At 61.8% G+C, this 23992-nt stretch carries 25 protein-coding genes and 1 pseudogene; 3 read left to right on the top strand and 23 right to left on the bottom strand.

Features of this window, described 5'->3' with window-relative positions; translation table 11 throughout:
• Positions 1 to 11: 11 nt before the first annotated feature.
• The 4 genes from MKK82_RS01445 to MKK82_RS01430 are packed head-to-tail and all read right to left on the bottom strand — an operon-like array spanning position 12 to position 5063.
• A complete protein-coding gene (locus MKK82_RS01445; RefSeq protein WP_243984411.1) occupies positions 12 to 1163 on the bottom strand; it encodes a hypothetical protein in 1152 nt (383 codons plus the stop codon).
• Positions 1153 to 2238, bottom strand: a complete 1086-nt coding sequence (locus tag MKK82_RS01440) for a DUF262 domain-containing protein (RefSeq protein WP_243984409.1) — start codon at positions 2236 to 2238, stop codon at positions 1153 to 1155. The genes MKK82_RS01445 and MKK82_RS01440 overlap by 11 nt, the downstream gene beginning before the upstream one ends.
• Before the next feature lie 21 nt (positions 2239 to 2259).
• Complete coding sequence (locus MKK82_RS01435) at positions 2260 to 3339, bottom strand: BsuBI/PstI family type II restriction endonuclease (protein WP_243984407.1); 1080 nt, start codon at positions 3337 to 3339, stop codon at positions 2260 to 2262.
• Entirely contained in the window at positions 3339 to 5063 is a 1725-nt protein-coding gene (locus MKK82_RS01430) for a class I SAM-dependent DNA methyltransferase (RefSeq protein ID WP_243984406.1), read from the bottom strand. Before MKK82_RS01430 ends, MKK82_RS01435 begins: the two co-directional genes overlap by 1 nt.
• Before the next feature lie 316 nt (positions 5064 to 5379).
• Here MKK82_RS01430 and MKK82_RS01425 point away from each other — a divergent pair, with 316 nt between their 5' ends.
• A complete protein-coding gene (locus tag MKK82_RS01425; RefSeq protein ID WP_243984404.1) occupies positions 5380 to 5634 on the top strand; it encodes a hypothetical protein in 255 nt (84 codons plus the stop codon).
• A 12-nt stretch (positions 5635 to 5646) separates the two neighbouring features.
• On the opposite strand, the gene MKK82_RS01420 is transcribed toward MKK82_RS01425, so the two are convergent.
• The 14 genes from MKK82_RS01420 to MKK82_RS01355 form a co-directional block, all read right to left on the bottom strand.
• Positions 5647 to 6438 (bottom strand): metallophosphoesterase, encoded by a 792-nt coding sequence (locus MKK82_RS01420; protein WP_243984402.1) that lies wholly within the window; start codon positions 6436 to 6438, stop codon positions 5647 to 5649.
• Positions 6389 to 6715, bottom strand: coding sequence for a hypothetical protein (locus MKK82_RS01415; RefSeq protein ID WP_243984400.1), 327 nt, complete (start codon positions 6713 to 6715; stop codon positions 6389 to 6391). Before MKK82_RS01415 ends, MKK82_RS01420 begins: the two co-directional genes overlap by 50 nt.
• Before the next feature lie 315 nt (positions 6716 to 7030).
• Positions 7031 to 7237 carry a hypothetical protein gene (locus MKK82_RS01410; RefSeq protein WP_243984398.1) on the bottom strand — a complete coding sequence of 69 codons (207 nt, stop codon included), beginning with the start codon at positions 7235 to 7237 and terminating at the stop codon, positions 7031 to 7033.
• Positions 7234 to 7566: a HigA family addiction module antitoxin gene (locus MKK82_RS01405; RefSeq protein WP_243984397.1), complete on the bottom strand. Its 333-nt coding sequence runs from the start codon at positions 7564 to 7566 to the stop codon at positions 7234 to 7236. The genes MKK82_RS01410 and MKK82_RS01405 overlap by 4 nt, the downstream gene beginning before the upstream one ends.
• Positions 7567 to 8365: 799 nt before the next feature.
• The gene (locus MKK82_RS01400) at positions 8366 to 9247 is read right to left on the bottom strand and encodes a replication initiation protein (protein ID WP_243984395.1); all 882 of its coding nucleotides are present in this window, start codon (positions 9245 to 9247) and stop codon (positions 8366 to 8368) included.
• 207 nt (positions 9248 to 9454) lie between these two features.
• Positions 9455 to 9874: a stability/partitioning determinant gene (locus tag MKK82_RS01395; RefSeq protein WP_243984393.1), complete on the bottom strand. Its 420-nt coding sequence runs from the start codon at positions 9872 to 9874 to the stop codon at positions 9455 to 9457.
• Complete coding sequence (locus MKK82_RS01390) at positions 9874 to 10566, bottom strand: ParA family protein (protein ID WP_243984391.1); 693 nt, start codon at positions 10564 to 10566, stop codon at positions 9874 to 9876. The genes MKK82_RS01395 and MKK82_RS01390 overlap by 1 nt, the downstream gene beginning before the upstream one ends.
• Before the next feature lie 215 nt (positions 10567 to 10781).
• On the bottom strand, positions 10782 to 13238 hold the full coding sequence (locus MKK82_RS01385; protein WP_243984389.1) for an AAA family ATPase: 2457 nt from the start codon (positions 13236 to 13238) through the stop codon (positions 10782 to 10784).
• A complete protein-coding gene (locus MKK82_RS01380; RefSeq protein WP_243984388.1) occupies positions 13201 to 13584 on the bottom strand; it encodes a plasmid mobilization protein in 384 nt (127 codons plus the stop codon). The genes MKK82_RS01385 and MKK82_RS01380 overlap by 38 nt, the downstream gene beginning before the upstream one ends.
• A 274-nt stretch (positions 13585 to 13858) precedes the next feature.
• Positions 13859 to 14902, bottom strand: a complete 1044-nt coding sequence (locus MKK82_RS01375) for a MobA/MobL family protein (RefSeq protein ID WP_243984386.1) — start codon at positions 14900 to 14902, stop codon at positions 13859 to 13861.
• A 341-nt stretch (positions 14903 to 15243) separates the two neighbouring features.
• Positions 15244 to 16926, bottom strand: coding sequence for a type IV secretory system conjugative DNA transfer family protein (locus MKK82_RS01370; RefSeq protein WP_243984384.1), 1683 nt, complete (start codon positions 16924 to 16926; stop codon positions 15244 to 15246).
• Between the two features lie 26 nt (positions 16927 to 16952).
• Positions 16953 to 17948 (bottom strand): hypothetical protein, encoded by a 996-nt coding sequence (locus MKK82_RS01365; RefSeq protein ID WP_243984382.1) that lies wholly within the window; start codon positions 17946 to 17948, stop codon positions 16953 to 16955.
• Positions 17949 to 17954: 6 nt separating this feature from the next.
• Positions 17955 to 18434 (bottom strand): hypothetical protein, encoded by a 480-nt coding sequence (locus MKK82_RS01360; RefSeq protein ID WP_243984380.1) that lies wholly within the window; start codon positions 18432 to 18434, stop codon positions 17955 to 17957.
• 665 nt (positions 18435 to 19099) lie between these two features.
• The gene (locus MKK82_RS01355; protein ID WP_243984379.1) at positions 19100 to 20365 is read right to left on the bottom strand and encodes a hypothetical protein; all 1266 of its coding nucleotides are present in this window, start codon (positions 20363 to 20365) and stop codon (positions 19100 to 19102) included.
• A gap of 174 nt (positions 20366 to 20539) precedes the next feature.
• Between MKK82_RS01355 and MKK82_RS01350 the strand changes: the two genes are divergently transcribed.
• The gene (locus MKK82_RS01350; RefSeq protein WP_243984377.1) at positions 20540 to 20977 is read left to right on the top strand and encodes a hypothetical protein; all 438 of its coding nucleotides are present in this window, start codon (positions 20540 to 20542) and stop codon (positions 20975 to 20977) included.
• A 127-nt stretch (positions 20978 to 21104) separates the two neighbouring features.
• Here the strand turns inward: MKK82_RS01350 and MKK82_RS01345 are convergent, their stop codons facing one another.
• Entirely contained in the window at positions 21105 to 21509 is a 405-nt protein-coding gene (locus MKK82_RS01345; protein WP_243984375.1) for a DUF2958 domain-containing protein, read from the bottom strand.
• Positions 21506 to 21721 (bottom strand): hypothetical protein, encoded by a 216-nt coding sequence (locus MKK82_RS01340; protein WP_243960789.1) that lies wholly within the window; start codon positions 21719 to 21721, stop codon positions 21506 to 21508. Before MKK82_RS01340 ends, MKK82_RS01345 begins: the two co-directional genes overlap by 4 nt.
• Before the next feature lie 441 nt (positions 21722 to 22162).
• On the opposite strand from MKK82_RS01340, the gene MKK82_RS01335 reads away from it, so the two are divergent.
• Positions 22163 to 22627: a thermonuclease family protein gene (locus MKK82_RS01335; protein ID WP_243984373.1), complete on the top strand. Its 465-nt coding sequence runs from the start codon at positions 22163 to 22165 to the stop codon at positions 22625 to 22627.
• A gap of 64 nt (positions 22628 to 22691) precedes the next feature.
• On the opposite strand, the gene MKK82_RS01330 is transcribed toward MKK82_RS01335, so the two are convergent.
• From MKK82_RS01330 to MKK82_RS01320, 3 genes and pseudogenes are all read right to left on the bottom strand, one after another.
• Positions 22692 to 22940: a hypothetical protein gene (locus tag MKK82_RS01330; protein WP_243984371.1), complete on the bottom strand. Its 249-nt coding sequence runs from the start codon at positions 22938 to 22940 to the stop codon at positions 22692 to 22694.
• Positions 22941 to 22966: 26 nt separating this feature from the next.
• Positions 22967 to 23404 carry a hypothetical protein gene (locus MKK82_RS01325; RefSeq protein WP_243984370.1) on the bottom strand — a complete coding sequence of 146 codons (438 nt, stop codon included), beginning with the start codon at positions 23402 to 23404 and terminating at the stop codon, positions 22967 to 22969.
• 296 nt (positions 23405 to 23700) lie between these two features.
• A pseudogene (locus MKK82_RS01320) lies at positions 23701 to 23992 on the bottom strand (hypothetical protein); the annotation flags it as partial.

Below are 23992 nucleotides of genomic sequence, written 5' to 3'. Positions count from 1 at the left end.
TTCTGCCTTCCTTACTGCTGTTCAGGCGACGGTTCCGGGTCCGAAAGATTGGGTGCCGTTTGATTTTTATCAGCTGTCATAGGGGCGTCTGACCGCCGCTGTCCATCAGGCGGTGCAGGGTCGAACACCGGGGGAGGATCGCCTGCGGCATCCGCTTGTGCCCTTGCAGGTGTAGATTGATCTACGACCGGGGTGGGCGCATCCAAATCGATAAGCCGACTGTGCGGTGAGCGCATCCAGGCGGGCAGCTCCATCCCCGAGTGTATCAGGAGCTTACCTCTACCGCTTCCGCGTAGTTTCTTTTCTAGATCTACGCTAGGCGTGTTCGCTAATGCCTGAACAACAAAAGCGTATGGGGATAACTCGCGAGGTACCAATCCAAATCTTCGTTGTTCTCCTTCGAGCAACGCAAACAAATCTTCTGCTTTAATTTTTGCGATAGAAAGCGCCGCTCGAATATTTTCAGCCAATCGTTTGCGATCGGCCGGCAATGCGTCAGCAGCCCAAAAGCGTTCAACCTGTTCAATTATCTTGAGAATATCAGCTGTACGGCTGTCCTGCTTCGCGACAGCTGATGACCGTGAGAGAGTGCTTGCTTCAGATATCGCTAACTCTGCATGCTCGAGCATGGCCTTGACCTGATAGGCAATTCGTTCTTTAGGCCAGCTAACCGAGTCCGTTTTATAGATCAGGTCGTGCGTTGCTGCACCCCAAGCAAATTGTAAGATCGTTTTGATCTGAATTTCGAATTTTAGGTCTTCAAGATCCAGGTTTATGGCGCTGCTCCCCTCGCCGCGCAACACATAGAGTCGCAAATCGTCAAATACAAAGCTAGATGCTTCTTTATGTGTCGAACCATCGCGTTCCGGCCGTCGCGTCTTTACATGGTAAAGGCTTCGTACCAGCTCTTCGGCTTGCTCGACATGAAGCTGCGTGGGAACGACGATTGTGCAGGCGTAAAAATCTTCTGGTTCGGAAGGTTTGTCGACCCGACCAGTCTCCAACTTCAGGGCAAAGCTTTCGAGCGCCTTGACACGAGACTTGAAAAACCAGCCTCTTTCCTCGACAGGGGGCTTTAATTTTACATTCGCTTCATCCGACAGCCGTTTGTATTTTTCTTCCGCCGCTGCGTATATATCGCGCACCGTTCTATTAATCTTCATCGGCAGCTAGTTCCGGCTGGCCAAGAACGCTCAGCAAATTTGTGAGCCTCGCCTGTCTTGGCGCTAGATCGGTACTCGCTCCTCGGAGGTTCAGCGCATAACTTAGAACAGCGCGCTGATAGTCGCTTGACTCAGCTGATTGTGGAGTTTCCTCACTTTTTAGCTGTCCAATCACGGCAGCTACATCACCCAAAAACTTTGCATAAACAGGGGCTAGTTCACTGACCGGCAACGCATCATTACCTTTTGTCGCCAGATAGGACCACAACGTATAAAAATGTCCTTGAACTTTAAAGTAATCGATAATATCCGGGGCCAGCCCCATCAAATCGCGGACGTACGATTTTATGCTGGAGAAATCTTCGCGGAAGTTGTCCTCAATAAACGTAGGCTGTTCATCAAGGTCTTCGAATGCTGCATAAAAGTCGTCTATGTGATCTTGATCAAAGCCATCAATCTTTTTACGGATCGTAAGAATCATCAATTCCGAAATGAATTGTACCTCCGCCATACGCTTCACGCGAGCAGGAGTGATTAGGCCGAACTCTCTCCAAGCTAAACTTTCTGCCTCTCCCTCAGCTGTTCTGATAAACCAGCCGTCATATTTAGCATGCCGTAATTCCTGCTGCGTCAACTTACGCGCGTTACGATTTATTCTCTCAAATATATTCTTAATAGATGCATCAGAGATGTCAGGTATTTGCTCTACCACTAGCTCATAGTTCCAAAAAAGCTCCTTCCACTTGCGTTCAAGATCATTCCAACGCTTTTTGCGAATACTAGAGTCGGAGAATTCCTCTGGCAGCCGGACCTTATTGTTTCTAAATTCAATAATTGTTTGTATTCGTTGCTTACCATCGACGACGTGGAAGGTCTGCTTGCCTGATTCGTCTAGCGTTTTGTGCAAAAACACCGGAGGCGCCGGAAGGTTATTCATAATTGTGTCGATAAAAAATTCTTTATCGCGGCGCGACCATACACTGCGCCGCTGATAAGGCGGATCAAGGTTTAGTTGCCCCTTATCGTAAAGATCTAAAAACCAGCTTATATCCTGCGGTCGTGGACTACGTCCCATTATCTATTCCTTGGTCAAAATTTATATCAGGTCGCTTAGACTTGCTCTGCTCGCTGCGCCATCCCTCAGAATAACGATTTGATCGGGCTCCGATACAAACCAAGCGAACGATCCCCAAGCTAGACCGGAAACAGTTTTGCGGAAACCGGCCGACTCCCGGTCTTGATAGGCTGTCAAGAAAGCGACCTGGCTGCGCGGGAAGCCGGCAGCGTCTGTCAGTTGATAGATTGCGGCCTGTCGGCGGTCGGTAATTGCGCCATCCGTCGCCACAACCTCGATGAACACCAATAGCGGATCGGGGGGCGTCAGATCGACCATGATTAGATCGGGCAGGTTCTTATCGGCTTCGATTTTCAGGCCGATGATGTTTGCCAGCTTGTCATCGCTCGCCACGACCTTGTTGCCGCTTTCGCTCAGCCACAGCACTGCCGGCTGCTTGAGGAAACGTGACGCGAATTCCTCGACCACGGCTTTGGAAATGATCGAGCTGGGGCCGGGTGACAGGTTGCGGGTTTCCCTGTTTGGAAACGTCACCAGTACGCCGGCACTGCTGCCGGCCGCGCCGGCCAGCATGAGGGAGACGCGGGCACGCGCCGACCGGCTCAAGTGCGTTGTCTGGAAGGTCGCAATGGCGGCTTCAAGGGCCATACCGGACAGCACAGGATCAAACAGGGCCGCAAAGGCGGCTTTCAGCGCGTAACGGGGCATGCCCGATGTGGTCGGTAAATCCTCGCGGCGCAGCACGGCACCCACGGCAACCAAACCCTCGCGCAACGTCTCATCGCGGAGGGGTTCGCGGCTGTTGTCGGCATACCATCGCCGGCCTGGCACCGCGCCGTTCTTCTTCACGACTGCAGCGGCGTAGGCATCGCGGTCGGTCTGGTTGGCAAGCGCCGCCTGCTCCTCAGTCATGCGGTAGACATGGACCGGCCCCAGATAACGGTCCTCGCCCTCGACCGCGCCGATATAGAGGGCGCAGAATACGGTTTTGGCGGCCATTTCCCGAACGCAATAATTGCGGTTCGGCGTCCCCTCCGGGAAGATCAGAGGCAGGCGCTCGGCAACAAGGCTCCAAGGGACATAGGCAGGTATGCCAGCCATTAGACGGCCCCGCCATCGTCATAGAGGCGATCGCATTCAGTCTCGATCCTGGCCCGGCTCGCACTGCGCTTCATCAATGCCGCCAAAGGCTTCAAGGTGACCGGATCGGGCAAGGGGATCGACTCAAGTTCGTAGGCCGATACCGCAACGCTGCCGCTCACACAGCGGAAAGCGCGGTCTGCAGCGCCGCTGTTGAGGAAGGCGGCTAGCACTTCCGGCGCGACGGCAGGCTTGGCCTCGACGGCGCGGATCATATTGAGGTGGTTCTCGATCACGACGGCCTTGTGTTCGGCCAGGAAGGACGCAGGCAGGGCGGCGGCGATCAGCCGGCGGCTCTGCTCCTTGGCGGTGGTTCTTTGCAGCAGGACGCACGGCTCGCGGGTTATCAGCCACTCGTCACCCGGCTTGGGCGCAAAATACGGCTCGTGGTTCTTCTTCTCGGCGCGAAACACGAAACGGCCGTCGGACGTGATCGCCTCGGCCCAAATGAGGGGCAGCCGGCCGCGCCCTGGCCGGTTTTGCAGCTGCGGCTTGAAGCGGTTCCACACGAGGGGACCCGTGCTGACGCGGTAACCCCAATCGGCCAGCCGGTGTGGCATGGTCAAAAGGCATTCGATCAGCACGGCTTGTGCGGTCGATCGCGGCAACAGCCAGGGTTGCGAGGGATCGGCCGGCAGCATGAACGGTCCGGTCGGCGTAACCTGCGCGGGGCCGTTCCGGCCCGGCATGACCTCGAACGCTGCCGCCGGCACCTTGTCGCCGCCCCGGCGATAGGTCGCCAATAGCGTTTCCTGCAGCACGTCCTCGAATACGCCTTTGCGGCTAGCCACGAAATCGACCGTGACGGGGTGCGCGTCGGCTCCGATGAGGGCGCGGAGGTTCTTGAAATACTCGCCTGCGAGGAAGCTGGTCGGCGTCACATAGGCGACGATGCCACCCGGCCGGACGTGCTGCAGCGCAAGGTCGGTGAACAGGCCATAGAGATTGGCGTGGCCGTACAGGCTACGGCGGAAACGGGTACGGTCTGCGGGCGCAAGCGTGACGCGGCCGTAAGGCGGGTTGCCGATCACCAGGTCGAAGCGGTCGCGCGGCGGCTTGCGTTGCAGGCTATCGCACACCGTTACTACGACAGGCAGGCGGCTACCGGCCTGCCGGCAGACGGGCAGCATGACGGCTTCGAGCGTCACCTGGGACAGCCAAGCCGCGAACGGGTCCAGTTCGAACCCGCGCAGCCGGCTACCGATATTCTTGACCAGAATGGCCGGCGTCACGTCCGGCAGGGCTTCCAGGATGCGACGGGCAACGGGGGCTAGGAACGCCCCTCCTCCGCATGCCGGGTCCAGGACGCGGCAGCGGGTCCAGTCCACACCGGCCGCCGTCGCCTGTTCGATCAGGCGCGTCGTTAGTTGGGGAGGCGTGTAATAGATCCCGTAAGAGGCGCGGAAAGCCGGCGGCAGCATCCCCGTGTAGGTCAGGCCGATCGAATAAACAGCCGTCTCCGGGTCTACGGCTGCAGCGGCATGGCCGATGCTGTCAGCCGAAGCGGCTGCAGGCTCGGGCAGGTAATTCAGTTCGGGGAGCGGCAGCAGAAATGGGCGAAGCGGGAAAGCCGGGTCGCCCTCGGTCAGAACATTCCACCAGGCCGCGACCAGGCGATAGCAAAAGGCACGGGCCAGCGGCAGCCGGTCAATCTCTGGTGTTGCCTCTGCAAGTGCCCGTGCCATGATCCTGGCTGCGTTGAGCGTTTCCGCCGGGCTGCTCGTCTCAACAGCCAAATTTTTAGTTTGTATAACAAGCATGGCGCATGGTGTTATTATCGTTCCCTGCCCGATATTATCCTATTTAGGATTTTATACATACAGCCCGCTGACAATTTCCTCAACAATGATCTCTGCGGCTGCAGCGTCCATGAAGCTTGACCATGCGCAAAGCGCATCTTCCGTCACGATCGTAAAGGGGGACTGAAGAACGAACCTGCCAAGGCAGGCGTCACGGCGCGCGTGTTAAGCTGCCAGGCTCGCATTTGAACCCGAGGATCGAATGGACAGGCGCGCAATCACGATCGAACAAGCCGAAGCCGAAAATCCCGGCGTGCCGTCCGTCCCTGCCCTCGCCAAGCCCTTCGGCGGCGTCAACGGTCAGTGGGAACGGCTCAAGGCGGTGATGCGGCCGGGCGATGACCTGGTTGCCTTCAACAGCCCTATCGAGAGCTGGCGGGCCTTCTGCGGCCGTCGCGGCGTCGCCCTCGTGCGGGACGGTGAAACCGTCATGGAAATCGTCACGATGCTGAACTGACGGCGGGCGGGGCTACGCCTCGAACGTCAGGCGTGGATCGTGGTCGCGGCCGTCATATCCGGCCGGATTGCAGAGGATGCGGGTAGCGCCCAGGCGGTAGTCGGACCGGGCATGGATATGGCCGTGAACCCATCTGCTGGGGCGCCGGTCCAGGATCAGGCGTTCAAGGTCGGTCGCGTAGTAGTGGCTCAAGGCGTTACCCTCCTCCGCTGCTGGCAGCGACCGGCGCGACGGCGCGAAGTGGGTCATGACGATACCGCCCTGCTCCATGCGCTCGGCCAGGAACCGGACCTGTTCCGCATGGCGGGCCTTCACGCCATCGACAGTCAGGCCGCGCACACGGCGGAAATCGTTCATGCCCTCCTGGCATTCCCGCTCGATCTCCGGGTTGCCGCCGTCGAAGTCGGTCCAGAGGGTGCAGGCGGTTACGCCGAACGACTGGAAGGCCGGCCCGAAGCGATAATTGTCCCGCTCGGCCGGGGCGGTGTCGTCGTCCCACTCTCCGCCATAGCCGTAATGGTTGCCGGGAATGTCGGCCACGGCATTGAAGCGGTCGCACAGGCGATCGATCACGGCGCGGTAGATGTTGCGGCGGCGATAGGAGCCCGTGTCGCCGGCCAGGAGCAGGACGGTGTCCCGGTCGTCGGGCAAAGGCGGCAGCAGCCGGTCGATATGCTTCCCTGCCCTGTAGGGGTTCTCCGGCCAGAATTCCGAATGAACGTCAGAGACAAGCCGGTAGTGCATGGCGGGCCGGTCAGTGGTGATGATGGCCGGTGCCTTCAAGCATGGCGCGCGTCGTTTCAACGGACGCCCGCAAATGCGCTTCCTCGGCCTCGGCCTGGGATAGGTGCGCCGGAGTCGGGCCAACATACAAGCCCGCGCCTGTCATGCCTTCCTGCCGCACGTCGTGAATAGCCTTGTTGGCAATCGCGCTGAATAGATCGTCGGCGCAGGCGGGGCAGGCATCGACATAGGGGACAAGCGCCAGGTAGGCGGAGGCGATCATCTGCCTGGCCAGTTCCCGTCCGTCGATCACGCCGTGTTCGTCGATCTGGACGTCCCAGGTCGTTTCGAGGTGCATAGGACGTCTCCCCGGCCGGAATTCGAGGCAGGCTAACCGGATAGGCACGGCGGCACCATGCCGATGCGCTGAAAGGCATCTATCCAGTCGAAATTGCAGCCAAGCTTCGCGGAACTGCCGGTCGGCCGTAGATGCCCGTTTAGATCGATTTAGCGGGCCGTGGGCGGCGTCGGACAGTTTCCGCTTGCGTCAGTAAGGGTGGAATAGTGCATTTCCGCGATTTAAAGCTCATACAGGGCCGCGAAATTTTCGGGTGTATGACCCAACCCAATTTAGATAGAGGCCCTCAGGCGCGAAAAAATCGGGGGTCAGCGGTCAATCTACAACGGACTGCATGGGCGCGCCCCGCGCCAGCACTTCCCCGTCCTCGGTCTGCCAGAACTTCATGCCCTTCATGCAGTCCGGCACGTCCTGCAACCGATCCTCGACCGGCACCCCTATGGCGTCGGGCGGCAGGAGGTAGGTCTTCCGCTTCGTGATGATGGCCGTCCACGGCCGGAAATCCCCATGGATGACGGTCACGACAGACCCGGCAACTGGTCGGGTTTGGGCTGCGGGACGTAGCGGGCGACCTTGATTTGATCCTCGCGGCCGCGGGCCTGGGCGATATCGAAAGCGTTCTGCATCTGCATCAGCGTGTCCATCTTCACGCCGAACGCCTTTTCGATCCGCAGGGCCATGTCGGCCGACAGGGACACGCGCTCGTTCAGCAGCTGGGAGAGGGTCGGCCTGGTCACGCCAAGAATTTCGGCGCCATCGGTAACGGAAAGCCTGTGCACCCCGATGATTTCCGTTCGTATAAAACTGCCGGGGTGGGCAGGATTCTTCATTGTGTAGATTTCGTCGTCCATAATCCGACCTATAGAGATTCTAAGAAGCTTAGCAGGGGTTCTGTGTCGTGTAAAGCAACGCCGAACACTCACCGTTACCCCTCTCCTGCCAAGCCTCTCTCTTTTTTATGCCTTTGTTCGATCCCGAGCCGGAGGCGAAGAAGAATATGCCTTCGTCCCGAACAATTATGATGCTGCACGTAAGGGCGGACCAGTCACCCCGTGAGGGGCCGAAGCGTTAGCGGAGGACGGCGGAGCCGTTGACGGTCCGTCCGTCGTGCTACGATCGGTGCATCGGGCAATCATAAAGTATCGGGCTGCGCCCGATTCCGATTCTCAGACCGCGTTAGCGATACTTTCATAGAGGGGGGCGTAAGCCCGTCCGATTGCAGCCCGTCAGGACCGCCTCTCTGCGTCAAGGATCGTCACCCGTATGGGCGGCGACGAAGTGCCGGGGTCGGCATGACCCTAGAGCCTGTCCGCGATCAGCGGGACGCCCGGTTATCCGCTTCTTCTTCTTTCAATGATTCAAAAGATTCTAACATTCCGGGTCGGATCAAACAGCTGGATCAATGGCTTGTAACTTTAATTATGAGGTTTCCGGGGACTCCTGTGAGGAATTCGGGGAAAAACGCCCTCTTACTATGAGAGATTCGGGGCGTACTATGAGGAATTCGGGGCGTTATTATGAGGTTTCCGGGGATGGAACGGTAAATCTCCGTTAACTTATCCACAGGCTCCCCCTCCAACTATGAGGTTTTCGGGGAAGCCCTTCTGGCGCCTGCAAGTGCCTGATTTCATAGGCACCGGCACGCACCAACTATGAGGTTTTCGGGGGCTTCAGCCGCTTGCGGTCCTGCCGCATCATACGGCCGATCGAAGGCTGCGCCGGCGACACCGTCTCGGTGATCCCGCTGATCCGGGCGCGGCGGCCGAGCTTGGTGCGATGCACTTCCTGGAAGGCCTCCTTCAGGGCGTCGGGGTCCTTCTGCCACCAGCCGACCGCGACTTCCGTGACCTTCTTGCCCTGCTTGCTCGGCACCACGCTCAGGCTGAAAGCGGCGAGCGCGTTGATCTCGTCCACAGCCGGCTTGATGACGTGCTTGTTCAGCTCGCCGAACGTGCGGTAGCGGCCGGGCTGGACGCCGAGGAGGTCGCGGAACTCGTCGAGCGTGTAAACATGGTGCGATTTCCGCTCCAAATTCACCAGCTGCGCCACGTTCTCATAGAGGCTGACGGCGTATTTCGAGGTGAAGGCCATCAGGACCGGCAAGGCGATCTTGCCCCAGATAGTGGACTTCGCCAGCATCTTGATGAGCCGCTTGTCGAAACTGTAGGTCAGGACGCCGGCGGGCCGCTCGGGGTCGTCCATGTCGTTGCCGCCGAGGAACTGGACCCGTGTCCGTCCGGTCGGCGTCTTCACGTTGAGGATGGTGCGCATCAGCGCCTCGACAGCCTCCTCGACCATCTCGTAGCCCTTGTGGCTATCCGGCTTGAGGTCGTCGATCTCGACCGTGTAGTCCCTGCCCTCCTGGATGCCCTGGCGGTGCGCATTGTACCAAAGGATGGTGATGGCGCGGCGGGCGTTCAGCGTCAGGAGGTGATGGCCGGTGATCTGGATCAGCTCCGCCGGCTTGATCGCCTCGCGGTTGCGGGGCGTCAGGTCCAGGGTCAGGAGCTGCGCTGTCTTCTGTTCGGCCATAGGGGATCGTACATCACCGCCGTCGTCGCTAAAAATGAAAACTTTACAGGACGCAGTTTCATACACATGCCCGAAAACCTCACATTTGCGGGGCTTCCAGCCAGTCGGGCCATGAAAAACGCTCGATCCTTCAGTCGCTTGCGTCGGTCGGGGACCGGCTGCGCCGCTTCCCCGAAAACCTCATAGTATCCGCGGCCCGCAAGGTTTTCAGGCCGAGCCCGGTTTGGCCCCCCTGCCCTGCCCCTTCAGCTCGCGCTGCAAGGCCGCGAGCGCGTGTTCGACCGTTTCACCGACGAGCCAGCCCTGCTGATCGGCGATCGCGTAGAAGGCCTCGACCGTATCCGGCGTCGTGCGGGCGTTGAACTGCGCGGTCCTGCCCGTCCGGTGACGGCGCGGCTCGCGCTTTGCCGGGAGAGCCTGAACGGGTGCGGGTGCAGGCGCCGCTATGGCGGCAGGCGCCATGGGCTGACGTTTCACCTCGCGGCTCGGGAAATTCGCCGCCTCGGCGATGGCCCTCACCTCCTCCGCCGGCGGTGCTGCCGGATCGGATGCGGTTTTGGGAGCGAATGCGGACACGTCGATGTCGTCCGCATCACCGTCGAAGATGCTGGCGCGGGGCTTGTTCATCACGCCACCTTCGCCTGGCTGGCGGCTGCGGACGGCTTCAGGATCGCCAGCACTTCGCCCGTGAAGGCGAGCGCGTTGTTCCGTGCCGCTTGGATGTTGCTGACCTGGGCTGGATCGAGATCCGACAGCGAGCCGCCGAACGCGAAGATGGCGCGGAAGGCGTCGCGCTCATGCATCTGCGTGGCAAGCACCCTCACCCCGCCTTCCATGAATTCGGTTTCGATCGCCTGCAGCGTGCGCGGCCGGATCGCGGCACTGGTTCGGGTGAACAGGATCGCGGCCGGGATGATGCGTCTGAACGCCTTCTCCTGCGTGCGCACCAGCTTGACCGCCTTCACGGCCTCGGCCGCGTCGAGCTGGCTTCCCTGCGTCGGGATAATGACCAGGTCGGCCCGGCTCATGGCGTAAGCGACCATGGCCGACGCCGTGCCTTCCAGATCGACGATCACGAAGGCGGTCTTGCGGGCCGAGTCCTCGATCTGGTCGATGATGCTGTCCTCGGTCACGTCGGCGATGACGTTGAGCGTGGCCGGCGTGCCGGGCCGCTTGGCCCAACGGGACACCGGCTTGTTCGGGTCGGCGTCGATGATCGTGACCGACGCGCCCTTCCCCGCCAGTTCGGTTGCGAGGATGACGGCGGACGTTGATTTGCCTGCGCCGCCCTTCGGGCTGGCAAAGACGATGGTTGGCATGGTGGCCCCTTGGACAAGGGTTGAAGGTCGTGCGCGTGATGCGCTTCCGACCATGCTGCCGGAACTGCTAACAGTCAGTCAACAGTAAACATGCCAAAAGCAGATCACAGACTGCAAACAAACTGTTAGCAGTTAACATACTGTTATCTGTTCACACACTGCTATCATGCTAGCTGTTCACAGACTGCTAACAACGCGCTTACAGCGCGGCGCCACTAGGTGGGCGCGGGTCCGAAATCCAGGCTGGTATCCTTCGCACGGTCACGGCCGAAAATACGGGCGAGGCCGGCGCGGTCGGGGATCTCGTCGGCCGACCAGTACACGTCGAGGCGGTCGCGGTGCCGAGTCATGCCGACATAGGCGGCGTGACGGTCCATGTAGCGGGAGGCGAACAGGTAGGCGCGGTCCACGGTGACGCCCTGCGATTTATGAACGGTCGCGGCATAGCCGTGATCGAGATGCGGATAGAGCGTCACGTCGATGGCGAGGCTGCGGCCGTCATCGAGGCGCACGGTCAGATAGTCGCCCGCGATGCGCTCGACGGTGCCAAGGCTGCCGTTGCGCACGTTCAGGTCGCGGTCGTTCTTCAGGAAATAGATGCGGTCGCCGGGCGCGAACTCGCGCACGCCCTGCGCTGTCTCCACCTTCTGCCCGACGCCGATCTCATGGGCCGCGCGGCGGATGGCCCGCGCCCGGTCGTTCAAGGCGCGCACGTCGGCGCGGGTATAGGCCAGGATGATGTGCGACTGATGGGGCACCGCACGGCGGGCCTCGTTCCATCGTCCGATCAGCGCCTTCATCGCGTCGGCGTGCGTGGCGTGCGCATGCACCATGCCTTCCCGCTCATAGCGGTCGAGCGCATCGGCCGTCTGCGCCGTCGCAAGCGCGGCGGTCGCCGCACGCTGCCATGCCTCACGCTGCCGGCGAACTTCCTTCAGGCGCGCCGCGCCGTACCGCTCCACGATAGCCCGGAACGCGGCGCCCGCCTCGATGGCTTGCAGCTGCTCGGGGTCGCCGACCAGAATGACCTTCGCGCCGGCCGCCCGCGCATGTTTCAGGAGGCGCGCCATGAGGCGCGACCCGATCATGCCGGCCTCGTCCAATACCAGCACGTCCCGGTCGGTTAGGCGGTCGCGCCCCTTATCGAGCGAATGAAGCAGGGAGTGCAGCGTCTGGCTTTCGATGCCGGCGCCGTGGGCTAGGGAGTCCGCCGCCACGCCGGACAGGGCCGCGCCGCGGACCCGGCAGCCCTGCGCCTCGAACGCTGACCGCGCGACGCTGAACAGGGTGCTTTTGCCTGCGCCCGCGAAGCCCACCACGGCCGCCAAGCCTTCCGGTCCGGTGACATGCCGCAAGGCGGCGTCCTGCTCGGCCGACAGGGTAATGGGACTGCCGCACAACGCCATGGCGAGGAGGGCAGGGGGGACCGCCTGGCGGCGGGCCTCGTGCATAGTCTGCGCATCCGCGACCATCTGGCGTTCGAGGGCGTGCAGGTCGCGCGCCGTGTAGCGGGCGCGTTCGTTCGGGTCGGTGCCGACATGAACCAGCTCGTCCGACGCCATGACGGCGGCGATGGCCTGGCGCAGCACGTCGGGCGGGTAATGCTTCCAGAGATGGCGCACCAGGTCGCCGCGCGTGAAGGTGGAGGCCTGTTCGGTCAGGCTGGCGATGATCTCGGCCGGATCGACGGCCTCGATGATGCGGCGGCGACTGCCGCCCTTCGCGGCGCGGCGCGCGTCCCTGCCGTCGAAGCGGGCGCGGTTGGTCTGGCGCTCGTTGCTGCGCCTGCGCCAGGCTGTGCGCTGTTCCTCGCGCTGCCGGGCCTGGGACGCGCGAAGCTGGGCGCACCGGGACAGGAAATCCGCTCGCAGCCCCGCGATGGCGGCGAGGGTGCGGATGCCTGCCGCGCGGAGGGACCGCACGGCTTCGTCGTAGAACCGTTCATGCGCCCGCCACTGGCGGGCATGGCTCGACCGCAAGGCGCGGTCCATCGCATACAGATGGGCGTCCTGCTGCTTCTCCACGGAGGCCGCCATGACGGTCCGCAGATTGTCGTTGCTCGTAGAGCGGCCGAACTCGAACACGGGACGCGCCGCGCGCGGATCATTGGCCGCCATGCGTTCGTCCCGGCGGGCATTGTTCTCGACGCGGGCCTTGCAGAAGATGCGGCCCCGGCTCTTTTCGTAGGCCTGCGCCCAACGGGACAGGGCCAGCTTGGTATTGCCATGCTTGGCGGCAACGCCGGTCGTCGGGTGAACCCGGTTCACGACGATATGCACGTGCGCGTGCTGGGTGTCGGTATGGGCGAGGATCACCGCCTGGTGTTCCTCCAGCCCCTGCAGGGCGAGGGTGGCCCGCGCCGCCTCCAGCTGGTCTTCCTTGGTCGGCCGCTCGTCGGGGTGCCAGGACAGCGAATAGGCGTAGACCGGCCGTTCGAGCTTCCGGCCGGTGGCCTTCACGCCGGCCGCCTTCTTCAGGGCCGCGGTCGAGGTCGCCGTCCCCGCCATGACGCGGGCCGCGTTCTTCACGTCGGCCGTGGTGAGGTTGATGGTTTCGGTCCAGGCGACGCGCGTGTCTGTCGTGCCGTCCGAGTCCGGGCCGCGCTTGTCGTTCAGGTAATACGCGAAAGCGCCCTTAAAGCTGCGGCCGAGCTTCGTGACCACGGGGGTCATCGAAGCGATCCAGCATCAGGAAGATGCGCTCCTGCTGGGCTTCGATCTCGTCCAGCACGGTCGCGAGCCGGTCGGCATGGGGCAGGCGGCCGGCATGGGCGTGGCGGGTAAGCTGGTTCAGGTTGTTGCCGGTGGCGGCAAGGACGGCCACAGCCTTGAGCAGCGCCTCCTGCGCGTCCGGCCGGCGCGGCAGCGAATAGCCGAAGCTGCGGCGTCGGATGAAGTCGGCGGGCGTGATGCCGAGGCCGGCCGCGAGGGTTTCGAGTTCGAGCAGTTCGGCCAGAGTCATGCGGACGTTGACCTGACGGCTGCGTTGCTCGTGCGGCGCTTTTTTCGGCCTTGCCATGCTCCACCATTCACCACCATCACGAGCCGGTTCATGCCGGCCCGCACAGGGTGTCCAGAGGGGGATCGGTCCCCCTTGGCCAGAGGTTTTTGCTAGCAAAAACACATCTGGCTACCCTTCAATCGAGGATAACCAAATCCCGTAAAGTTATCGTTAAGTCATTCCCATAAGTGAGGGTCAGAAAACGGCCTTGAACCGTCAGATCTACAGATAATGACGGCCGTTTTCTCTTGCGACATTGAAGACAATACGACGATTCCGGTCAAGCGGACGGTCAACGGTCGTAGCCGTCCCGCTCGTGCTGGTGGTCCCGCTCGCCCCGGCCGACTTCCGCCCGCCGTTCCAGGCTCTCGGTGACGCGATCGAACGCAACACGGGCGGCCATGGCCTTGTCCAGCTGACGATCCTCGGCGGCATGCCGCTCGGTCATGGCGGCGGACTCCTTCGACAGCACGGCGGCGAAAGCGCGGGTATCGGAGGAGGGCAGGGTGGCTCTCGCCGCGCGCGCCTGTTCATGGCGGGCATCGAGGGCGCGGCGTTCCTCCCTGTGCCGTTCGGTCTGGCGGTCGCGTTCGGTTTTCATCCAGGCGGCGCGATCCTGCTGCATCTGCTGGCGACGGGCATTGGTCTGGGCCTTGCCCTTGTGGCGCGTCGCCTTCTGGCTGCTGCCGCGATCCTTGAAGCTGCGATGCTCGACAAAGACCCGTGCGGCCTGCCCCTCGGCCGCAAGCGCCTCGTTCATGGTGCCGGCCAGGAAGGCCCGAAACGCCTTGATGTGGCGCGGTCCGTTCGACCACTGGTCCAGGTCGCGGATTTTGCGGCCAAGCCCGTCAGGGGTCAGCTGGCGCGTCGTGGTGAGCATATGGCAGTGATGGTTGCGGTGGTCGCCCTCCTTGCCCGGCTGGTGAATGGCAAAATCGGCGGCCAGGCCGTAGCGATCGACAAGGTGACGGGCGACGGCTTCGGCAACACGCGACCGGCCGGCCTGGGACAGCTCGGCGGGAAACCCGAACATGAACTCGCGGGCGACGATCGCATCCTGGCGGAAGGCCATGGCGTTCGGTCCGCGCGGTCCGTTGCGTTCCCGCATCTCGGCCGCGTTCCACAACTGCCCCCGGTCGCCCGCCCATTCCGGCGCGTCTTTCGGTACGGCCAGGCCTGTGCCTTCCAACCCGCCCTTGCGCCGGTAGTCGTGAACGATGCCCGTCCGCTCGTCCCGGATCACCCCGCACGATCGATAAGCCGCTGCGGCCGTGGCGGATGCACCGTCGCGGCGTCTGATCCTCTGGACATGGGCGGTCAGTTCGAGAACCCGCATCCCTTCAGCTCCGTCGTCTGGCCCTCTTCACAATCATCATGATGTGCGACCCGTCAGGGGCGCGCATAAGCTGGCCGAAGGACAGCCATCGGTCCAAGGACCGATCGGGCACCGCAGGTCGCACGAGGCAACTCTGTTGCCGGTTGCAGAATTGAAGGGGGCGAAACAGCATGTTGCTGTTAGGGCTCTGCCCGGCCGTCCCCTGCAATTCTGACTTAAGTGCGCATTTAGGCTTTCCTCCCGCGCGACGATGCCCTGTGAAGGGCTGCCAGTATGGCAAGTCAGCCAGCCGGCCGACAGGCGGCGAGGCCGGCACGCGGGAGGAAAACCCCCTGCCTGCTTCACTGGACCGGGACATGCCAAAGCCTGTCACGGTCGCGCGACTCGCGCTCTGCTGCCGTCGTGTGCGGCGGCTTCTGCTCCGGCATCGGATCGTATAGCCCCCCGAACAGGGCGGCGTCCTCCTTCCCGAAATAGGAGAAGCGGTGCAGGGCGAAGGCCGGCAGATCCGGCTGCGCGATGGCCGCCAGGATGTTGCCGGCGTCACGCGCGAAGTGCCGGGCGATCTCGTCCGGCGCCATGAGGGACGTACGGGCAAGCTGCTGGTTCAGGGTTCGCCCGCCTGTCTGGCTTTCGCCGGCCGTGGTCGATGCGTTGCCCATGCCGGCGAGCGCGCCTAGCCAATCCGGCACGCTGCGGCCGGTCGTTCTCTGCCACGTCTCGTTGGCGTTGATGACGGCCCGGATCACTTCCGTATCGCCGAGACGCTTGGCGATATGATCGGTCGTGGTGAGGTCGGTATTGCCCCAGAAGGTAAGAAGGCCGGCGTTCCCCATGAACGTCTCCCAGGCCTTGTCGTAGTCGCGCTGCAGCTGGGTGATGTCCTGCACGATCGGCCACAGCTTCACGCCGAACGACGCGATCTGCCCGGCCGCGGACTCGACCGTCTCCATGTGGCCGAGGGCGGCGAATTCATCGAGAACGAACAGGACGGGCGGCTTGCCGGCCGGGGCGGGTCCGGTGCGTTCCATGGCGTCCATGGCGAGCGCCACCATCATGCGCAGCCAACGGCCATGCGTGGACAGCTTGGTCGCCGGAAGGGAGAGATAAACGGTCACACGCTCGGATTTCAGATCCTCCAGCCTGAAGTTCGACGTGCGCAGGACGCGCTGCATCGACGGGCCTTCGAGAAAGGCCGTATGCACCTCGCAGGTCGAAAGGACGGACTGGCGCTCATTGGGCGGGCGGTTGATCATGGCGTTGGCCGATGCCGCGATCAGGTCGCCCTGCGCCTTCATGCGTTCCAGCATCGCCTCGAACTCGTCGCGGGGCTGGGTCAGCAGCGCCCGAACGCGGATCAGGGTCTTCGATGCCGGCGGCTCAGTCGCGGCGACAAAGAGGATGACGCCGCGCAGGAAGGCGCGCGCGCTCTGGGTCCAAAATGCTCCGTCGCCCTTCGACTGCATCACGAGCGCGTCTGCGATCATCCATGACAGGTCGATGCCGCGCTCGGTCTGCGGATCGAGGTCGGCCAGGGGGTTGAAGGCGGCACGAAACCTGGCCGCCGGGCCGGAGACGCGCTCGAACGGATCGAGGGCGAACACCTTGCCCTGTCCGGGGTCCATGGCGAGGGACCATGCCGAGCCCAGTGCCGACCGGCGTGAAGCGGTCAGCGTCGCCAGTTCCCCCTTGGGGTCGATGGCGAGGCAGCTCCCCGGCCAGAACAGCAGGTTCGGCACGATCAGGGACACGCCCTTGCCGGCGCGGCTGCCGGCGACGGTCAGGATGTGGCGGTCATCGGCGATGCCGTAGGGCCGGCCCGTGTGGTCGCGGCCGATGAGGAACATGCCCGGCCGCCAGTGCGGCACGCGGGCGGCCAGCTCGTCGGATGACAGCCAGCGGGCGGAAGCGGTCGGGCGCTCATTACCGGTCGCCGCGACGCCGCGGGGAAAATCGGCGATGACATCGCCGGGGTCGGATAGCTTCGTCGTGGAGGGAGGAGGGGGCTTCGCCTTCCGGAACATGCCCCCTCCTTTGGCGCTATCGAGGATCACGCCGGCACCTGCGACCGCTGCAAGCCCTGGTCGCGATCATGGCCGTTGCTGCGTTCCTGTTTGTGATCCTGTTCCTTTACCTGGCGAGCCTCAACCCGTTGCATCGCGGCCTTGTGCTGTTCGACCTGGTGGGGCCGACTGGTCTGTTGCGCATGACGCAGCGCCAGCGTCTCGAAACGATGCGTCTCCATCCCGGCCTTGCGCTCGTGGGCTTGCCGCAACCGGGCCGCCTGCATGGCGGTGAACTGCCGCTCCTTCAACGCCTCGTGGTCCCGGTGCTTCGTCATACGATCGGCTTCGTGGCGCTCGGCGATGGCCTTTTCCTGCCGCGCGAAATGCCCCGGCCGGGCTAAGGCGGTAACGCGACCGGCAATGCTGTTCCGCTGTTGATCGAGCGCCTTTAAGTCACGCCGCTCGGCCGCGTCGATCGCCCCGATCTTCACCGCATGATGGATATGGCCGCCACCGATATTGTGGCGGTGGGACTCGATCTCAGCACGATGCGCCGCGCGCATCTGGCCGGTTTGGTAACGCTGAGCGGCCACTAGGTCGCTCAGTTGCGCCTTCTCGCGCGTGCCGACAATCGCCTCGGCACGCTTTACCCGGGCGGCCTCTTTGATCTGTTCGGCCTTCGCCGCCGCTATCTTGTCGCCCTCGGCCTTGCGGTTGAATTCGCGTTTTGCGTCCTGCTGCAACTGGCGTTCGCGGCGTTGCGCGGTCTTTTTCTTCACATCGTCGGCCCGTTTCAACGCGGCCTTGGCGGCCTCCTCCCGCTTATGTTCGGCCTCGGCCTTTTTAGCCGCCTCCTTCTCCTCGGCAGAGGCACGCTCGGTGGCCTTGCGCTCCTCGACCTTGCGCTCCTGTTCCTTCCACTGCGCGGTCGGCCGGGCGGCCGCTGCGCGCTGCTGTTCGGCCTTGTCGGCCCGTTCCTGCCTTACCCGGCTCGTGCGGGCGATGGACGCCCGCTGCCCGGCCCGAGCGTCCTTCGCCATGGCTGGTCACTCCCCTTTCAGACGGTTGATGCGGGAGGCGATGGCGGCGCCCCTGCGGGCCAGGTCGGCATATTGAGCTTGCTGGCGCGCGCGGATTTCATCGCCGTAGCCGCACGACTGGCGCATGGCCGACGCGGCGTTGCGCATGTCGTTGTTCTGGATGCCGCTACCCAGCTGGCCGAGGACGCAGAACACGTCGGCCGCATTCGCCATGGCGGTCTGCGCGGCCATGGCTTCGTAGAGGGTCGTCATCTGATGACGCAGCACCTCCAATTCCATCTGCGCCTGGGCTATGGCCGCGGCCTTGTCCCGTTCATACTCGATAGACGGTCCGCGCTTCGCCAGAATGTCTGAAGCTTCGATCCACCCGTAGAAGCTTCCCAACCAGCTTGCCGGGCCGCGCCCTGTCGGCATGAGGACGTGAAGAGCCAAAAGAGCCATGCCGAGGATGACGGCCGGGCCGGTAAAGACCCGGACTGCGGACATGACCCGCCCTGGGCTGGATGATGGCGGGGACTGCATCGGCGGCATCATGCCGACCGGGGACGAATTGGTTTCGGTACCTCTCACGATTGCACCTGTCGGTTGACGGGCTGAGGGGACGCGACAGTGGGGCCGTCGCGGGATTGTTCAAGAAGGTGGATCGCACTGGTCTGGGGCGGCGCTATCAGTGCCAGCCCTCGGAAGTTTAGATGAGGCGGGACCGAAAACAGTCCCGCCTATGCTGTTGCGGCGATCACCTGCATTCGTAACGGGTTTTTCCGAGTCGGCAGTATTGGCATGGAAAGTGGATGAGGATCGGTTTCCAATCGCTATTTCCGCACTTCTCGCACCGTCCAGGCTGTCTCCACGTCGCCATTGCTAATTCTCCTCTCATCATCGGGTAACGAATGCTCATAAACAAAAAAGGCCGGGCGCTTTAGAAGCGTCCGGCCTCGGTCTATTTTGTTATTTCTTGTTACCTAGCTGCCAATTGTCTTTCACAACGTAAGGAACGTTGAGGGGCGCAGGTGTTCCGGGGGCAGCACGCGTGCCCTCTAGATAGCCGCTCTTGGCCACGACACTCTCCAGGTTTGCAAGCACGCTTCCAGAGCGCGCACCAGGAATGTCTGACGTTCTACGTACAAACGCAATCTGCGACGGTTCGTTGTTTAACGCGGCTCGGTGTGGCGCAACGCCGCACCCCGGCCTCTGATGCGCCGTCTTTGCAAGGCACTACTTAATGCTGAAGCTTTACGGCGTTCTTCGTCACTTACTTCTGCAAGTTTCTGATCCGTCACCGCTACGCGATCCAGAATGGCAAAGCCTTCCGGCATCTTGCCGTTATTGCGGCGGATGTTGTTTTTAAGAGCAAAATATAGATCACGATCTGAATTTATAATATCAGGCCATGTTAACCCGTTGCGGCCATAATTTTTCTCAAGAAAATCCCAAGGCCCCAGATATTGAGATTTAGAAATCTTCCAAATCGGTTTAGACGTGCGTTCAGTTTCTAGGTTAATACAGTTCTCTTCCGTCGATTTTTCTACGTCTCGATTGTGCATTGTAAGCGATGCGCGCTCGTTATAAATATCCGTGATCACGGCGCTTTTTTCAGCATCGGATACATCAAAACGGTCGAGTGCAGCTTTTACAGCTGCTTTAACTTCTTCAAATATAGACACTTTTTCACTGGCAGAAGTTGATTTACGAAAATAACTTATAGCATTTTGACCAGTTAAGGGTAGATCTAATTCAACCTTTGGCCTTTGTAGACCGAGTTCTTCTGCGATACGGTCGCAAGATTCACGGGCCAAATCGACTAAATCTTTAAAATGGCGACCTTCTGCGTAGGTTAATGTGTCTCTATTTTCTGCTTTAGCTCCCTGTATAATTGCATGTCTTTTACCTCTCGATGCTGCTTCTATTTCAGCATGCACTTCATCCATGCCTCTGTGGCTGATGCTGATCTCAAAGACGGATGCGCCAAAATGCTTTAGTGGCACTTCGATAACAATGGCTAGGTAGCGTGCACCTGCCGGATGAGGCTTAACGAAATAGTTGCGGAAGCGGCGGACAAAATATTGCTTACGGGCTTGCTTTAATAAAAATTCCGACTCAGAACTTGGATCTGCCAGATTTATAGCCGCTTGAATTTGTTCAGCCGAGTCAACTTCGATGCGGACTAGGCTAGGTGGCCTGATCCTGGCCAACCTGTCACTATTGGGCTCTTCTAAGATTGTCGCAAAACCTTCAACGCTTCTGATATTTACACGCGCCGCGCTCCCAATTTCGCTTGCCAACTCTTCAGCAAATTTTCTTACAAGCTCTAGGGCTTCGCCGCTAGGGATTTTGCGCGACGCGGTCAGCAAATCTAGCCATTCTTGATCGGAAAGACCGTCCCAATTACGATTTAACTCTACAGATTTTTTTGGCATGCCCTGTGCCTTTAAATTAGCTCAGTGAGGCGGCTTCCGCCTTACCAACCGATTCCACCTCAACGCACCTGGACAACCTTCAGGACTCGTCCTTGCCGACCCGCAGGGCGATCCCGTTTGGTCGCTACATAGCGCAGACGGCCTTACGATGCCGATATCACGGGAGGCTTCGCCATGATGCCGGACACCATAGCAATCCCCGACCATCTCCAGCTCCGCCTCGAACGGCTGGCGGCGGAACGCGGTCAGGAGGCCGGCGCCTTTGCATGCCAGCTGCTCGTCGTGGCGGTCCAAATGATGGAACAGCAGGACGGCGACGAATTGCGGGCCATGCTGGAACGGGGGCCGTTCGACGTGCCGGCCTCCGACGGGACGGCCAACGCGGCCAGGTCCGCGCTGTGCATCCTCGATGCGGCCGGCGACATGGCGCGGGAAGCGGTGGGTCGCTTCCTTGACGGCGACGTCATCAACCATCCTCGCATCCGGCCGTCGATGATCCTGCCGCTGCTCGATGGCGTCAGCGACCTCGACCTGGCGCGGCGCGACGGCGATGCCGAGAACGCGGCGGCCGTCACGCGCCGGCTGCTCGACATCTGGAACGGTACGGCCTGATATCCGAGGCAGGGCGGGAACGCGGGGCAGGGCGAACGTCCTGGGGCGTGTCGTAAGCGGGCGTGTGCGCCCTCGCATCCTGCCGACAGAAGAGGCCCGACGCGGTGCCGGGCCTCCTGCTGCGGCATCAGCCGACTTCTTCGGCCGCGGCCGCCTGGTCAAGCCGCTTAGGGTCGGTAACGATGGCGCCATGCTCCATCCCGGCGCGGGCGTAGACCGATAGCGGGTGGGTCGCCTCGAAATGGCGGTCCCGCTCGACGGGAAGCCCGAGCCTGCCGCGCAGGGCGCGGAGTTCGGCGAGGCTGACGCTGCCGAGTTCGGCGCACTCCATGCCGAGGTCGCACAGGCCAAACGCGATATCCGGTTCGTCGGGGTCGATCTCGGTCAGCAGCCAGGTCGCGGCTGCGTCCGGTGTGAACAGCTTGACCACGGGCTTGTGGTCCGGCGGCTCCCGCCCCGCCGCGAGGGCGGCGGCGGTGGCGGTGCCATTGGCGAGCAGCTTTGCCAGCTGGGGCTTGGTGAAGAGGATCATTGCGCGCCCCCTTCGGCTTCGGCCGCTTTCGGCTTGCGCAGGACGATCCGGCCGGGGGCGTTCGGGATCAGATCCAGCTTGAGGCTGCTGCCCTCGCCGTCCTGGTGGGTCCAGGCGGCCCCGATCGCTATCCACGGCGCACCGTCTCGATCGGCGACGAAGTAGGCGGTCAGGTCGGGTTTCCGGCCCTTGGTTGCGTCAGTGTCAGTCATGCGTTTTCTTCCTTCTTGAGCGGGCCGGCTTCATTGCCGGCCATGTCATCCGAAGGAGCCGCATCGGCGGGACCGGCGCAGGCCTGACGACGGGGAGGGGGATCGCCCGGCCTGGCAGCGCTTGCGAAGGCCGGGGACACCCTGGCGTCACCCGCAGGGCTCGGGATTGCGACGAAGGCCCGCCGCGTGCGGCAGGATGGGCATGGCCGGTAATGAGAACGGGGCTGGCCCGCGGCAGGAGAATTCGCTCTGACTGTCCGGCGCATGCCGGCCGGGAACCTGGATCGTCGGCTGCATTGAAAAGATCTAAAGGCGCGCTGTCGCACATCGATGCCGCCACGTCATTAAAGGCGCTGCAACCGTTCTGGATCGATCAACGAACCGGCTGGATTATACTGTGCAATTCAGGGCATGATCGGGGATATGAGACTTCCGATATTCATGCTGGTCTGGCTATTCGCCTTCACCGCTTACGCCTTCCCCGCGACAGTGACGAAGATCGCCGACGGCGACACGTTCACGGTCATGGAAAGCATGCAGAAAATCCGCGTACGGATCTTCGGGATCGACGCGCCCGAACACGATCAGCCTTACGGCGATAACGCCACGGCCATGCTGGCGCAGCTGATCCTCGGCCAAACGGTCGAGATCGAACCGCCCCATGGCGGCCGCTCATTCCCCAAAAGCTTCGACCGCATCGTGGGCGTCGTGCATCGCAACGGGCAGGATGTCGAGCTGGTCATGATCGGCAGCGGCAATGCCTGGGCGTATGACCGTTTCAGGGTGCAGGACGTGTACGATGACGCGCAAGGGCAGGCGGTCATCCATGGAGTCGGCCTGTGGGCCGGCAATCCGGTTCCGCCCTGGGACTGGCGCAAGCAGCATAGCCATCAGAGGCGCCACTGATCCGGCCGGAAAGGGACAGGGCGAAGCCCTGAGGGCGCCTTGTCTTTCGGCATGAACAGCAGCGCTACGGCTTCATCGAAAAATTCGGGTTTCTCCAGTCAGGAATTTCAGCGTTTTCCTTTACCATTTGGTTCCGCAATATTGTCGCGACATCAGCATGCCCGTTGAATTCGGCAGCGACCAATGCCGCGCCGTGCGTTGAGCCTGCTTTGACACCGGCCTCGATCAGGCCCGAAACGAGTTTTTTGCTGCCTGCGACAGACGCCGCGATAAGAGCTTCTTCAGCTAGATTGTCCGCAAGTAAAATAGTCATCATTTGCCTCCTAAGGTTGCGCGCATTTAAGCTAATGCAAATCCTTTATCGGCGCACTTACTGTTTTTCCAGATGACCAGCATGCTTTCGGGGATTTCTCCGAACTTACTTAACTGGACGATGTAAAAACATATACGCCCATGATCGTCGTCCACGCGCTTCTCGATTTCCGGCAAGTCCATACCGAGGTTTTTCAACGTGCCGGCAACCTGCATGTGCAGCTGGCGAATATTATCTTTTACCGTTTCGAGTATTTTCTCCGGAACACTGGCCGCAAGATTGTCGATTTTATCGGGATCGTCCTGGGCGATCAGATCCTCGGCATATCTGTCGGCCTCGATTTTAAGAGCGTCGTAATCGGCTCGCATGCCTTTGCTGAGCAGCGAAATGGACGTCTCAATTATCTTGCCTGTGCTGGCGATCGCAGACAGCACGTAATGTAGGTTGGCGACATCGACAGGCATTTTAACGTCCCCAGCAGCGCGTCAGAAATTTCCGTGGCCGTTCGTGGGTTGCATGCGCCAAGCTCGAACCGGTTAGCAGTGTGATCCATCCGCGATACGTTTGAAATCCATCAACTCGCTCAACCCACTAAAGCGAGCCTGGATTTGGCGCGCATGTGATGTCGCATCAACAGGGGAGGGGTCGCGGGGCAGGGCGCAGCCCTGTGGGCGCGTCGTAAGCGGGCGCATGCGCCCTTCCATCCTGCCGTCTGGCGGACAAGAAAAAGGGGCCGTGCGGCCCCTCCTTCCCCTCTCGGTCAGCGCAACAATGGCGGCATCCATCCATGCGCCTCCGCCTCGCGCTCGGCCAGGGCTGCCAGTTCGCCCTTCTTCATTTTCGCCCATGACGGGGCAGGGGGCGCGTTCCGCATCGCCTCAAGGTCGGCCATGATCGCCGCCTTGCCGATCCGCCTGAAATACCCTGCGGCGGTCGGCCTGTACCATTGCGCCATATCCAGCTTGAGCGTGCCGGACAGGGCTGCGCCCTCCGCCGTCCCGGTGCGGTTCGCATCGCCCTTGCTCTCGACGGCATCCAGCCCGTGCGCCGTT

This window comes from Methylobacterium sp. E-046 (genome assembly GCF_022829625.1).
GTDB classification, from domain to species: Bacteria; Pseudomonadota; Alphaproteobacteria; order Rhizobiales; family Beijerinckiaceae; genus Methylobacterium; species Methylobacterium longum.
The sequence above is the reverse complement of the archived record's forward strand: the minus strand, read 5'-3'. Positions and strand labels throughout refer to the sequence as shown.